This window comes from Pseudomonas sp. XP1, assembly GCF_053557675.1.
Genome location: NZ_JBNRIJ010000008.1, coordinates 66,098 through 78,860, shown reverse-complemented (window position 1 = coordinate 78,860; position 12,763 = coordinate 66,098). Strand labels below are relative to the sequence as shown.

Below are 12,763 nucleotides of genomic sequence, written 5' to 3'. Positions count from 1 at the left end.
GGGATCACTTGCCGGAGGTGATGTTCAACCCTTTGAGCAGGCTCAGTGCCTGGCTCAACTGGAAGTCGTCATCCTGCGGGCGCTCCTTGCGCTTGCCGCTGCCGGTCGGGCGATCGGCACCGCCGTTGCCGTTGCCCAGGTGGCCCTGCAGGTCGGCTTCCTTGAAGTTGTCGGTGTCGGCTTCGGCGGTGAGCTTGGCCGGGCGCACTTCGATGTCGGGTACGATGCCCTGGGCCTGGATCGAGCGGCCGTTGGGGGTGAAGTACAGCGCGGTGGTGAGCTTCAGCGCACGGTCGTTGGCCAATGGCAGCACGGTCTGCACCGAGCCCTTGCCGAAGCTGTCGGTGCCCATCAGCACGGCGCGCTTCTGGTCTTGCAGGGCGCCGGCGACAATTTCCGAGGCCGAGGCACTGCCGCCGTTGATCAGCACCACCAGTGGCACGCCGTCGCTTGCATCGGCCGGGTCGGCCGAGAAGCGCAGTTCGGAATTGGCAATGCGGCCCTTGGTGTAGACGATCAGGCCCTTGGTCAGGAAGTGGTCGGCCACTTCCACCGCCGACTGCAGCACGCCGCCCGGGTTGTTGCGCAAGTCCAGCACCACGCCGCGCAGCTTCTTGCCGTTATCCTTGCGCAGCTTGGCCAGGGCCTTGCCTACTTCGTCGCCGGTCTTGACCTGGAACTGGGTGATTCGGATGTAGCCGTAGTCGTTCTCCAGCAGCTGGCTCTTCACGCTCTTGACCTGGATGACCGCGCGGGCCAGGGTCACGTCGAAGGGGGTGCCGCCGTCGCGCACCAAGGTCAGGGTGATTTTCTCGCCGACCTTGCCGCGCATCTTGTCCACCGCCTCGGTCATGGTCTGGCCACGAGTCGGGGCGCCGTTGATCTTGACGATCAGGTCGCCGGCCTGCACGCCGGCACGCGAGGCCGGGGTGTCATCGATCGGCGAGACAACCTTGATGAAGCCGTCTTCCTGGCCTACTTCGATGCCCAGCCCGCCGAACTCGCCGCTGGTGCTTTCCTGCAGTTCCTGGAAGTCCTCGGGGCCGAGGTAGGCCGAGTGCGGGTCAAGGTTGCTGAGCATGCCCTTGATGGCATTTTCCAGCAGGGTCTTGTCATCCACCGGCTCCACATAGGCCGCCTTGATGCGGTCCATGACCTCGGCGAAGGTGCGCAGCTCTTCAAGCGGCAGTGGCGCCTTGGCGGTCACCTCGGTGGCCGGTACTGCGGCCGGCTTGGCCGGCTCCGCGGCAGTGGCCAGGGGCGCGCCGACCGCCAGGGCGATGGACAGGGCCAGCTGGGTGAGACGAGGCGAGTGCAGCATGTCGAACGAACTCCTGATCCTGTAAGCGCTCCCTTGGGAGCATCGGTGCAGCCTGTGGCTACCCCGTGGAAATTTGACTAGCCCCGGCACCACTGCGAAGGGTCGGTAGGCCGGCCCTGCTGGCGGATGGCGAAGTACAAGCCGGCAGCGTCCTGGCCACCGCTGTCGCCGACGGTGGAAATGGCCTCGCCGGCCTTGACGATATCACCGGCACTCTTGAGCAGGCTCTGGTTATGGCCGTACAGGCTAAGGTATCCGTTGCCATGGTCGAGAATGACCAGAAGCCCGGCACCGCGCAACCAGTCGGCGAACACCACACGCCCGCCGTGCACGGCGCGTACCTGGGTGCCCGGGTTTGCGCTGATCATCACCCCATCCCACTTGGCACGGGCATCGCTGCCGCGGGCATCACCGAAACGTGCCAGCAATCGACCATTGACTGGCCATGGAAGTTTTCCCCGTGCGGCAGAAAATGCGCCGCCGTAGCTCGCCCCGTCGCTGGAAACCATCGGACCCAGGGTTGTACGGGCCTTTTTCGGTGGCTCCACCGGTTCCCGGGCGGCAGCGGCGGCCAGGGCTTCCTGCTGGCGGCGTTTTTCCGCTTCCTGCTGGGCCAGCAAGGCCTTCCTGCGCGCTTCTTCGGCCTCGCGGGCCTGGCGGGCGAGGGTTTCTTCGATGGTCTTGAGAACTTTGGACAGGTCGGCCTGATCCTGTTCACGCGATTGCAGCTTCTGGTCGCGGTCCTTCATGTCGCTGTTGAGCTTGGCCAGTACCTGCTGGCGCTTGCCGCGCTCGGTTTCCAGGGCCTGGCGGCGGCTGTCGAGGTCGGCGCGCTGGGCCAGCAGCTGTTGCTGCTGGGTAGCGATTTCCTGTTCGACGTTGGCCAGTTGGCGCAGGGTCTCGTTGAAGGTGCGCAGTTGCTCCAGGCGCGCCTTGCTCAGGTAGTCGTAGTAGGTCAGGGTGCGGGCGAACTTCTCGGGGTTCTGCTGGTTGAGCAGAAGCTTGAGGTATTCCTCGCGGCCATTCTGGTAGGCCGAACGGGCCTGGATGGCGATCAGTCGCTGTTGTTCAACGCGGGCGCTCTGGAGTTTTTTTTTCTCGGTATCAAGGCGCTCCAGCTCGCCCTCGGTCTTTTTTAGTTCTTGCTGCAGGGCCTCCACCTGCTTTTCGAGGTTGCCGATATCGGTCTCGGTGGCTTTGAGGTCCTTTTGCACGCCGGCCTTTTCTTCCTGGAGCTTGCTCAGCGTCTTCTTGAGCTCGGCAATGTCCTGGCGGGTGGCGTCCAGTTGCTGCTGGGTCTGCGCACGCTCATCGGCAAAGGCCGGGCTGAGCAGGCAAGACAGGGCTAGGAGGATCAGGGCGCGAAGCATGGGGTTTGGCGTACCAAGGATGGAGACTGGCCTAGTATGCCCGCGCGGGCGGGCAAAAAAAACGCCTCGCTGCGGGTGCAGAGGGGCGTTTGTCTGGAATTCATGTGTTATCGGGGCTGCCGTGTAGTCAATTCGCAGCACAAGGCTGCACCTGCAGGCATTGCGCGAGCCCTTTGTAGGAGCAGCCTTGTGCTGCGAATGGGCCGTAGAGCGGCCCCGATACACAGAATCAGGCGTCGACCAGGATGGAGGTGCCGGTCATTTCCACCGGCTTTTCCAGCCCCAGCAGCTTCAGCATTGTCGGCGCCACATCGGCCAGCACGCCGCCGTCACGCACTTTGACGTTGCGTTTGCCGACATAGATGAACGGCACCGGCTCGGTAGTGTGCGCAGTGTGCGCCTGGCCGGTGCACTCGTCTTCCATCTGCTCGACATTGCCGTGGTCGGCGGTGATCAGCGCTTCGCCACCGACCTTGTCCAGCGCCTCGACAATGCGCCCGACGCAGCCATCCAGGGCCTCGACGGCCTTCACCGCAGCTTCGAACACGCCGGTATGGCCGACCATGTCGCCGTTGGCGTAGTTGACCACGATCACGTCATAACGCTGCTGCTCGATGGCCTCGACGATGCGGTCGGTAACTTCCGGTGCGCTCATTTCCGGCTGCAGGTCGTACGTGGCGACCTTCGGCGACGGGATCAGGATGCGCTCTTCGCCTTCGAACGGCTCTTCGCGGCCACCAGAGAAGAAGAAGGTGACGTGGGCGTACTTCTCGGTCTCGGCGATGCGCAGCTGGGTCTTGCCGTTTTTCGCCAGGTACTCGCCCAGCACGTTGTTCAGGCTGGCCGGGGCGAAGGCGGCAGGTGCCGGGATTTTCGCCGAGTACTGGGTCAGGCCGATGTAGGCGGCCAGTTTTGGCAGGCGGGCACGCGGGAATTCGTTGAAGTCGGCTTCGACGAACACGCGCGACAGTTCGCGGGCGCGGTCGGCGCGGAAGTTCATGAAGATTACCGCGTCGCCATCTTCGACCCTGACTGCTTCACCGATGCGCGTGGCCTTGACGAACTCGTCGCTCTCGTCGCGGGCGTAGGCTGCTTCCAGGCCGGCCAGTGCGGTGTCGGCAGTGTATTCGGCAGCACTGTCGACGATCAGGTTGTAGGCGGCGCTGACGCGGTCCCAGCGGTTGTCTCGGTCCATGGCGTAGTAGCGGCCGATCAGGCTGGCGATGCGGCCCTTGCCCAGTTTGGCGAAGGTGGTGTCGAGCAGTTCGATGGACGACTGCGCGCTGCGTGGCGGAGTGTCGCGGCCGTCGAGGAAGGCGTGCAGGTAGATTTTCTGCGCACCGCGCTGCGCGGCCAGTTCGGCCATGGCCACCAGGTGGTCCTGGTGGCTGTGTACGCCGCCATCGGACAGCAGACCGAGGATATGCACGGCCTTGCCAGCACTGGCTGCCTTGTCCACGGCGCCGGTCAGTACCGGGTTTTCGAAGAACTCGCCGTCGCGGATGGCCTTGGTCACCCGGGTGAAATCCTGGTACACCACGCGGCCGGCGCCGAGGTTCATGTGACCGACTTCGGAGTTGCCCATCTGCCCGTCCGGCAGGCCGACATCCATGCCCGAGCCGGAAATGAGGCCATGCGGCTGGCTGGCGCGCAGGCGGTCATAGACCGGTGTGTTGGCGGCATAGATGGCGTTGTATTCGGGGCTTTCGCTGTGGCCGAAGCCATCCAGGATGATCAGGACCAGGGGTTTGGGCGTACTCGTCATCAATCAAACTCACGGTTGTTCAAAGATGATAAAGACACGCATTTTAGGGCAAATGCGCCACTGGCGGCGAATATTCGTCCTGTTCCCTGACCAGCGTGGCCAATGTGGCAACATGAAGGTACCTTTCCGGCCGGCCCGTCGGGCTTTGGTGGCAATAAGGGGCTGTGTATACTGGCCGGCATTTTCAATCGCGTGGAACACCCCAGATGGTTGCTAACCTGATTCAATTTGCGACAAACCACTACATCCTGGTGGCGATCTTCGTTGTTTTGCTGGTCGCATTGCTGGTCAACGAAATCCGTCGTGGTGGCCAGAGCCTGAGCAACGGCCAGCTGACTGCTCTGGTCAACGCCGAGAAAGCCCTGGTCATCGATATCCGCCCGACCAAGGAATACTCCGCCGGTCACATCGTCGGTGCGGTGAACATCCCGCAGGACAAGCTGGTCAACCGCATGAGCGAGCTGGACAAGCACAAAGAGAAGACCCTGATCGTCGTCGACTCGATGGGCCAGCAGTCCGGCACCATCTGCCGCGAATTGCTCAAGGCTGGTTACAACGCCGCCAAGCTGAGCGGTGGCGTTTCCAGCTGGAAAGCCGATAACCTCCCCCTGGTGAAGTGATATGAAGCCCGTCATCGTCTATTCCAGCGACTACTGCCCCTACTGCATGCGCGCCAAGTACCTGCTCGAGAGCAAGGGCGTGGCCTTCGAGGAAATCAAGGTCGACGGCAAGCCACAGGTTCGTGCCGAAATGAGCCAGAAGGCCGGTCGTACATCGGTGCCGCAGATCTGGATCGGCAGCACTCACGTCGGTGGATGCGATGACCTTTATGCCCTGGAGCGCGCCGGCAAGCTCGACGCGCTGCTGGCGGCCTGAATTTGCACTGCATTCAAAAACATTAGGATAAGGATCTGCCATGACTGACCAACAGACCAACGGCGCTGCTGCAGAAGACAACAGCCCTCAGTTCTCCATGCAGCGCATCTATGTGCGCGATCTGTCGTTCGAGGCCCCGAAAAGCCCGCAGATCTTCCGTCAGACCTGGGAACCGAGCGTTGCCCTGGATCTGAACACCAAGCAGAAAGCCCTGGAAGGCGACTTCCACGAGGTGGTGCTGACCCTGTCGGTTACCGTCAAGAACGGTGACGAAGTGGCCTTTATCGCTGAAGTGCAGCAGGCCGGTATCTTCCTGATCAAGAACCTGGATGCGGCTTCGATGAGCCACACCCTGGGTGCGTTCTGCCCGAATATTCTGTTCCCGTACGCCCGCGAGACCCTGGACAGCCTGGTGACCCGCGGTTCGTTCCCGGCCCTGATGCTGTCGCCGGTCAACTTCGACGCCCTGTACGCGCAGGAAATGCAGCGCATGCAGGAAGCTGGCGAAGCGCCGACTGTGCAGTAATAGCTGCGTTTGAAAAAGGGCGACTTCGGTCGCCTTTTTTTGTTGGCCTGTTCCCGCCCTATCGCCGGCAAGCCGGCTCCCACAGTTACTGACAGGTTTCAAGGCCGGTGCGGTCCCTGTGGGAGCTGGCTTGCCGGCGATAAGGCCAGTGCAGGCAGTGTATCAACTGCCGGAAAACCCATTCTGCCGCCACGCCTCATACACCGTTACAGCCACGGTATTGGACAGGTTCAGGCTACGGCACCCCGGCCGCATTGGCAGGCGCAGACGTTGTTCGGCCGGCAGGCTGTCCAGTACTTCGGTCGGCAAACCACGGCTTTCTGGCCCGAACAGGAAGGCATCACCCGGCTGGTAGGCCACTTCGTGGAAGGGATGCGAGCCCTTGGTGGTGAAGGCAAACAGCCGTGGATTGCCCAGGCTTTCCAGGCATCCGGCCAGGCTCTCGTGGCGCTTGAGCGTGGCATACTCGTGGTAGTCCAACCCCGCGCGCCGCAGGCGCTTGTCATCCAGTTCGAAGCTGATGGGCTCGATCAGGTGCAGGTCGCAGCCACTGTTGGCGCACAGGCGAATGATATTGCCGGTATTCGGCGGAATTTCTGGTTGAAAAAGGATGACGTGAAACATGCACGGCTCCAAGCGTGAAGATGACGAGCATTCTACCCCTGAACCGGACGTGCGTTCGAAGGCGTTCCCGCGGGTGATGCTGTCGCTGGCGATCGTCGGCTTGATGGTGGGGCTGATGATCGGCCGCCTGACCACGCCCGAAGAGCGCGAGCTGCAGCAGGTGGAGGTAGTGCAGGATGGCCTGGAGCTGTGGTTCAACGAAGAACCCCAGCTGCATGGTGAGAATGTGGACGGTACGGTAGCACTGTTGTTCCAGGCCCAGGGCACGGCCCGGCAAGGGCAACTGAGCCTGCAGGGCAAGCCTGTGAGCTGGCGGGTGCAGAATAGCAAGGAAGGTCTGTTGTTGACGGTGGTGGCCGCGCGCCCTCTGCACGGCGAGTGGGCCGGTGCAGAGGACGCTGGGCGCTGGCGTTTGCAGGTGAAACTGCACGAATAAAAGAGGGGATATCCCGGCCTGCCTGTACCAGGGTCCCCGAAAGGGGTACTGCGTATAAAGGGGGGATGGCCCGGCCTGCCTGTACCGAGGTCCCCAAAACTGGCGATGTTGCGAATAAAAGAGGGGTTCACCCGGCCTGCCTGTACCAGGGCCCCCGAAACTGGGTATGTACTGTCCATTGCAGGTGGCGTGCCAATTTTTAAACGCCCATGAATATTGGGTTTCAGGGTGAATTGGCCGTTTTTTGAGGGGGTTTGTGCCTTAGTGAGGTGCATCGGGCACAGGATCGGTGCATCGAAGGGCTGAAATGTTCGGGGCCGCAAAGCGGCCCCGAGGATCAATGGGTTTACCGGAACTCAGTGGTCATCACCTTCCTCATCATCGCCACCCGCCACATTCATCCCCAGCTCCTTGATCTTGCGGGTCAGGGTATTGCGCCCCCAACCCAGCAACAGTGCCGCATCGCGCCGACGGCCAGCGGTGTGCTTGAGCGCCGTCTCGATCATGATCCGCTCGAAGCTCGGCACTGCGCTGTCCAGCAGGCTGGTTTGCCCACGTGCCAGCGCCTGGTCGGCCCACTGGCGCAGGGCCTGCTCCCAGTTGGTTACCGGGGCGGCGTCCTGTGGCAGGTTCAGCAGCTCTGGCGGCAGGTCGCCGATCAGCACTTCGCGGCTGGAAGCCATCACGGTTATCCAGCGGCAAGTGTTCTCCATCTGTCGCACGTTGCCGGGCCATGGCAGGTTGCGGATGAACTCCTCGGTTTCCGGCTTGAGGATCTTCGGTTCGACCGCCAGTTCCTGGGCGGCGCGGGCGAGGAAGTGGCGGGCGAGGGCGGGGATATCCTCGCGGCGGTCGGCCAGCCGTGGAATGTGGATGCGAATCACGTTCAGGCGGTGGAACAGGTCCTCGCGGAACTTGCCGGCCTGTACCAGCGACTCCAAGTTCTGGTGGGTGGCGGCGATGATGCGCACGTCGACCTTGACCGGTACGTGGCCGCCCACGCGATAGAACTCGCCATCGGCCAATACCCGCAGCAGGCGGGTCTGGGTGTCGGCAGGCATGTCGCCGATTTCGTCGAGGAACAGGGTGCCGCCGTCGGCCTGCTCGAAGCGGCCCCGGCGCAGGTTGGCGGCGCCGGTGAAAGCGCCCTTTTCATGACCGAACAGCTCGGACTCCATCAGGTCCTTGGGGATGGCTGCCATGTTCAGGGCAATGAATGGTGAGGCCGCGCGCGGGCTGTGGCGGTGCAGGGCGTGGGCCACCAGCTCCTTGCCGGTACCGGACTCACCGTTGATCAGCACGGTGATGTTGGAGTGGCTGAGGCGGCCGATGGCGCGGAACACCTCCTGCATTGCCGGTGCTTCACCGATGATTTCCGGCGTGCGCGCCAGGCTCTGCGGCACATCCAGCCCTTGTTGCTCCTGGGCGTGTTGGTTGGCGCGCTTGACCAGCGAGACCGCCTCGTCCACATCGAATGGTTTGGGCAGGTACTCGAAGGCACCGCCCTGGTACGACGCAACGGCGCTGTCCAGGTCGGAGTGGGCGGTCATGATGATGACCGGCAGGCGTGGGTGCTGCTCACGGATCTGTGCCAGCAGGTCGAGGCCGCTGGTGCCCGGCATGCGGATGTCGGAAATGATCACGTCCGGTTGCTGACGTGCCAGGCGGCCCATCACGCCATCGGCGCTATCGAAGCTCTGGGTGGTCATGCCTTCCTGTTGCAGGGCTTTTTCCAGGACCCAGCGGATGGAGCGATCATCGTCGACGATCCATACGGTTTCACTTCGGCTCATGAGGCGGTGGCTCCTTGTTCCAGGGGCAGGTAGATCGAGAATGCGGTGTGGCCTGCATGGCTTTCACACTCGATCAGGCCCTGGTGCTGGCTGATGATGTTCTGGGTAATGGCCAGGCCCAGCCCGGTACCGTCCGGGCGACCGCTGACCATGGGATAGAAGAGGGTGTCCTGCAGTTCCGGCGGGATGCCCGGGCCGTTGTCGATGATCTCCACCCGCGCCACCAGGCGATGGCGCACATGGCCGATGGTGAACTGGCGCAGGGCACGGCTGCGCAGGGTGATGCGGCCCAGGCGCAGTTCGTTCTGCGAGCTGATCGCCTGCATGGCATTGCGCACGATGTTGAGTACGGCCTGGATCATCTGCTCGCGGTCGACCAGTACATCAGGCAGGCTGGGGTCATAATCGCGCACCAAAGTGATGCAACCCTGGCTTTCGGCCTCTACCAGGCTGCAGACCCGCTCAAGCACTTCGTGGATGTTGGTCATGGCCAGCGACGGCAACTTGTTCGAGCCGAGCATGCGGTCGACCAGGTTACGCAGGCGGTCGGCTTCCTCGATGATCACGTTGGTGTAATCGCGCAGGCCTTCTTCAGGCAGCTCGCGGGCCAGCAGCTGGGCTGCGCCGCGGATGCCGCCGAGGGGGTTCTTGATTTCGTGGGCCAGGCCGCGCACCAGCATCTTTGTTGTTTCCTGCTTGCTCAGCTGGGCCTCTTCCTTGGTGATGCGCAGCAGCCGGTCACGCGGGTGCACCTCGAGCAGCAGCAGGGTCTGGCCCTGGTGCAGAATCGGCGTTACCGCGTAGTCTACGGTGATGGTCTGCCCTGTCAGCGAGGTGAGTTGCGCTTCGCGCTTGGTGAACGGGTGCGCCTGTTCGACCGCCTGGCGCAGCGAGCTGAGCGCCTCGGTCGACTCGGTGAACAGTTCGCTGATGAACTGCCCATGGCTGCGCTGGCCACTCACTGCCAGAAGCATTTCCGCGGCCGGGTTCATGTACTCCAGGCGCAGCTCGGCGTTGAGCAGCAGCGTGGCGGTGGTCAGGTTGTCCAGAAGCAGACGGTGCTGGGCATCGCTGATGGTCATAGGGCGTCGTCGACCTCTTTTGGCGCGTGTCGGGCATGGGCGCGGCCATGGTCGGGCGCGCGGTGGATCCGCTGATTCCAGTCTTTTGGCAAAAAATGCAAAAAACAAACCAAGGCTCCGAAAAGAAGCGGAATTTGCCGATAAAGCCCTGGAAACGGGAAAAACCGCACCAGAATGAACTGATTAAACGGTTCACGTGATCGCTTTTGGGGTGCATTCGGGGGCGTCAGCTCCTGGAATGCACCAATATGGAGCATAGGTGGTTTCAGGTTTTATCGCACAGTTTGCTCGAGGCACGAATCATCGCCTGCTTGAGGGCAATGGGTTGAGGCCGTTTGCGGAGCTTGGTTGCCAGCTGCCGAGCACAGTCCGCCCTTCGTTCTTTGTCGAAGGCAGCGAGGGAGTGCAGCAGTTCGGCTTGCAATCTGTCCAGTTCGGGTCGTAGCTCGCTTGTCAGATCGCGACGATGTGCATCCGGTGCGGCGCCTCGACGCTGCCAGCGCTCAAGCAGGGCGTATTGCATCATTTTGTGTGCTTCGATCTGGTCTGCAAAAAAGCGCGTAGCTCGCTCGGCTGGTAGCTGATGGCGCCATGCGCTGTTGCGAACCCTGGCCTGGACTTGCTGCTCCCTCTCGGTGTCCTGCACAGCCTTGCCATTGTCCCACTTGTACAAGGCAATAGACTCGGCAGTGGCCAGGCGCTTCTCGATAGCATCGATCAGGGTGTCAAAGGCGTTTTCGCTTGTCGCGTCAAGCGGTAGGCATTCGGCTTCTGGCGTTGAAAACGGCAGGTCTTCATTGCTAGCGTGGAACACCATGACAGTGGCGGGCTGCCCAGTGGTGTGCCCGCGGTGCACTTCCCCTTGAAGTTCGGCCAGCGTCTGGCCTGCAACCAGGCTTGTGCGCTTGCCGTCGCGGGTTTCCACCTCAAGTCTGCCCTCGGTCAGATAACCTAGATTAAGCGCCTGGTGACAGTGCCAGCCAAGTGTGGTGTGGGCGGGAATGCTGACTTTCACCAGCGACAGCACTGGTCGCCCTTCGGGGTAATTGCCATAGGCGGTACCGTCCCAACTGCCGGTGGCGCGGTGAAGCACCTGCGACGTTGCCTGGCCTGGCGCGGTGGCATTGCTACCACAGCCGATGAGGAGGACGGATACGGTAATCATCATGGGTAGAAGTTTGCGCATGGCGTGATGTCCGTTGACTGAAGGGACGCCTACCGTGCGTGCTGAGGGGGCGGCGAAATGTCAGCGGCATCTGCCGGTTCTGTATGAAATCGAGGACGCAGCCACGGAAACGAAAACGGCCTCCCGAAGGAGGCCGTTCGTGATCATGTCATCGGCGCGAGGCGCCGATCAGATCAGCAGCTGTAGTACAGCTCGTATTCCAGCGGGTGAACGAAGGTGCGGACCTTGATTTCTTCTTCGCTCTTCAGCTCGATGAAGGCATCGATGAAGTCGTCGGAGAACACGCCGCCCTTGGTCAGGAACGCACGGCCCTTGTCCAGCTCTTCCAGAGCTTCTTTCAGGCTGCCGCAAACCTGCGGGATGTCCTTGGCCTCTTCAGGCGGCAGGTCGTACAGGTTCTTGTCGGCAGCATCGCCTGGGTGGATCTTGTTCTGGATACCGTCCAGGCCAGCCATCAGCAGGGCGGCGAAGGCCAGGTACGGGTTGGCCGATGGGTCCGGGAAGCGAGCTTCGATACGGCGGGCTTTCGGGCTGCCGACGTAAGGAATACGGATCGAGGCAGAACGGTTGCGAGCCGAGTAGGCCAGCATTACCGGGGCTTCGAAGCCTGGAACCAGACGCTTGTAGGAGTTGGTCGATGGGTTGGTGAAGCCGTTCAGGGCCTTACCGTGCTTGATGATACCGCCGATGAAGTACAGGGCGGTGTCGGACAGGCCGGCATAGCCTTCACCCGAGAAGGTGTTCTTGCCGTCTTTCCAGATCGACATGTGCACGTGCATGCCCGAGCCGTTGTCGCCGTACAGTGGCTTAGGCATGAAGGTGGCGGTGCGGCCGTAGGCGTCGGCAACGTTGTGCACGACGTACTTCAGCGCCTGTACTTCGTCAGCCTTCTTCACCAGCGTGTTGAACTTGACGCCGATTTCGTTCTGGCCGGCAGTCGCCACTTCGTGGTGGTGAACTTCGACGGTCTGGCCCATTTCTTCCAGGGCGTTGCACATGGCGGTACGGATTTCGTGGTCGTGGTCGAACGGCGGAACCGGGAAGTAGCCGCCTTTCACGCCTGGACGGTGGCCTTTGTTGCCGCCTTCCACGTCAGCGCCGGTCATCCACGAGCCTTGCTCGGAGAAGATCTTGAACATCGAACCGGAAATATCCGACTGGAACTTCACTTCGTCGAAGATGAAGAACTCTGGCTCCGGGCCTGCGAATACGGTGTCACCGATGCCGGTGCTCTTCAGGTACTCTTCGGCGCGCTTGGCGATGGCGCGAGGGTCGCGATCGTAGCCCTGCATGCTCGAAGGGTCGACGATGTCGCAGGTGATGATCAGGGTCGGCTCTTCGGTGAACGGGTCCAGTACGGCAGTTTCGTCGACCGGCATCAGGATCATGTCGGAAGCTTCGATGCCTTTCCAGCCAGCGATGGAGGAACCGTCGAACATCTTGCCGACTTCGAAGAAGTCGTCTTCCAGTGCATCACGCGCCGGCATGGTCACGTGGTGCTGAGTGCCTTTGGTGTCCGTGAAACGCAGATCAATCCACTTGACGTCATGATCTTTGATGAGTTGAACCGACTTCGACATGTTGTCCTCCGGATGGTCTAGAGCGCGGTGGGCCGCTGCCCTGGAAAAAGGGTGTTGCCGGGCGCGGATAGTCGGCCAAGCTTACCTGCCTCACAAGGGAGCAAATTGCATGCCAGTGCCCGAAAATGGCGAGGGCGGGATAAAAGGGGGCGTTTGCGGGCATTTGGCGTAGGGTTGGCGGTTAAAAATGCACTCTTAAGATGC

At 62.0% G+C, this 12,763-nt stretch carries 12 protein-coding genes; 4 read left to right on the top strand and 8 right to left on the bottom strand.

Annotation, left to right across the window (positions count from 1 at the left end; translation table 11 throughout):
- Nucleotides 1-4: 4 nt before the first annotated feature.
- The 3 genes from ACK1U9_RS09900 to gpmI form a co-directional block, all read right to left on the bottom strand.
- Nucleotides 5-1,321 (bottom strand): S41 family peptidase, encoded by a 1,317-nt coding sequence (locus tag ACK1U9_RS09900; RefSeq protein WP_046613499.1) that lies wholly within the window; start codon nucleotides 1,319-1,321, stop codon nucleotides 5-7.
- Nucleotides 1,322-1,398: 77 nt separating this feature from the next.
- The gene (locus ACK1U9_RS09895) at nucleotides 1,399-2,691 is read right to left on the bottom strand and encodes a murein hydrolase activator EnvC family protein (RefSeq protein WP_046613498.1); all 1,293 of its coding nucleotides are present in this window, start codon (nucleotides 2,689-2,691) and stop codon (nucleotides 1,399-1,401) included.
- 229 nt (nucleotides 2,692-2,920) lie between these two features.
- Nucleotides 2,921-4,456, bottom strand: a complete 1,536-nt coding sequence (gene gpmI / locus ACK1U9_RS09890) for a 2,3-bisphosphoglycerate-independent phosphoglycerate mutase (protein ID WP_085602045.1) — start codon at nucleotides 4,454-4,456, stop codon at nucleotides 2,921-2,923.
- A 206-nt stretch (nucleotides 4,457-4,662) separates the two neighbouring features.
- On the opposite strand from gpmI, the gene ACK1U9_RS09885 reads away from it, so the two are divergent.
- Genes ACK1U9_RS09885 through secB form a run of 3 tightly spaced genes read left to right on the top strand, consistent with a single transcriptional unit; the run spans nucleotide 4,663 to nucleotide 5,858 of the window.
- Complete coding sequence (locus tag ACK1U9_RS09885) at nucleotides 4,663-5,076, top strand: rhodanese-like domain-containing protein (protein WP_003259887.1); 414 nt, start codon at nucleotides 4,663-4,665, stop codon at nucleotides 5,074-5,076.
- A 1-nt stretch (nucleotide 5,077) separates the two neighbouring features.
- A complete protein-coding gene (gene grxC, locus ACK1U9_RS09880; RefSeq protein WP_003249204.1) occupies nucleotides 5,078-5,332 on the top strand; it encodes a glutaredoxin 3 in 255 nt (84 codons plus the stop codon).
- 40 nt (nucleotides 5,333-5,372) lie between these two features.
- Nucleotides 5,373-5,858, top strand: coding sequence for a protein-export chaperone SecB (secB, locus tag ACK1U9_RS09875; protein WP_013974581.1), 486 nt, complete (start codon nucleotides 5,373-5,375; stop codon nucleotides 5,856-5,858).
- A 162-nt stretch (nucleotides 5,859-6,020) separates the two neighbouring features.
- On the opposite strand, the gene trmL is transcribed toward secB, so the two are convergent.
- Nucleotides 6,021-6,482, bottom strand: coding sequence for a tRNA (uridine(34)/cytosine(34)/5-carboxymethylaminomethyluridine(34)-2'-O)-methyltransferase TrmL (trmL, locus tag ACK1U9_RS09870; RefSeq protein WP_046613495.1), 462 nt, complete (start codon nucleotides 6,480-6,482; stop codon nucleotides 6,021-6,023).
- Between trmL and ACK1U9_RS09865 the strand changes: the two genes are divergently transcribed.
- On the top strand, nucleotides 6,481-6,918 hold the full coding sequence (locus ACK1U9_RS09865; protein WP_046613493.1) for a hypothetical protein: 438 nt from the start codon (nucleotides 6,481-6,483) through the stop codon (nucleotides 6,916-6,918). The two genes, trmL and ACK1U9_RS09865, sit on opposite strands and share 2 nt — an antisense overlap.
- A 356-nt stretch (nucleotides 6,919-7,274) precedes the next feature.
- Here ACK1U9_RS09865 and ntrC read toward each other — a convergent pair whose 3' ends face one another.
- The 4 genes from ntrC to glnA form a co-directional block, all read right to left on the bottom strand.
- The gene (ntrC, locus tag ACK1U9_RS09860; RefSeq protein WP_046613491.1) at nucleotides 7,275-8,711 is read right to left on the bottom strand and encodes a nitrogen regulation protein NR(I); all 1,437 of its coding nucleotides are present in this window, start codon (nucleotides 8,709-8,711) and stop codon (nucleotides 7,275-7,277) included.
- Complete coding sequence (gene glnL, locus ACK1U9_RS09855) at nucleotides 8,708-9,793, bottom strand: nitrogen regulation protein NR(II) (protein WP_013974577.1); 1,086 nt, start codon at nucleotides 9,791-9,793, stop codon at nucleotides 8,708-8,710. Before glnL ends, ntrC begins: the two co-directional genes overlap by 4 nt.
- Nucleotides 9,794-10,058: 265 nt before the next feature.
- Nucleotides 10,059-10,979 (bottom strand): gamma subclass chorismate mutase AroQ, encoded by a 921-nt coding sequence (aroQ, locus tag ACK1U9_RS09850; protein ID WP_108480222.1) that lies wholly within the window; start codon nucleotides 10,977-10,979, stop codon nucleotides 10,059-10,061.
- Between the two features lie 173 nt (nucleotides 10,980-11,152).
- Nucleotides 11,153-12,559, bottom strand: coding sequence for a type I glutamate--ammonia ligase (glnA, locus tag ACK1U9_RS09845; RefSeq protein WP_015272115.1), 1,407 nt, complete (start codon nucleotides 12,557-12,559; stop codon nucleotides 11,153-11,155).
- Nucleotides 12,560-12,763: the final 204 nt, after the last annotated feature.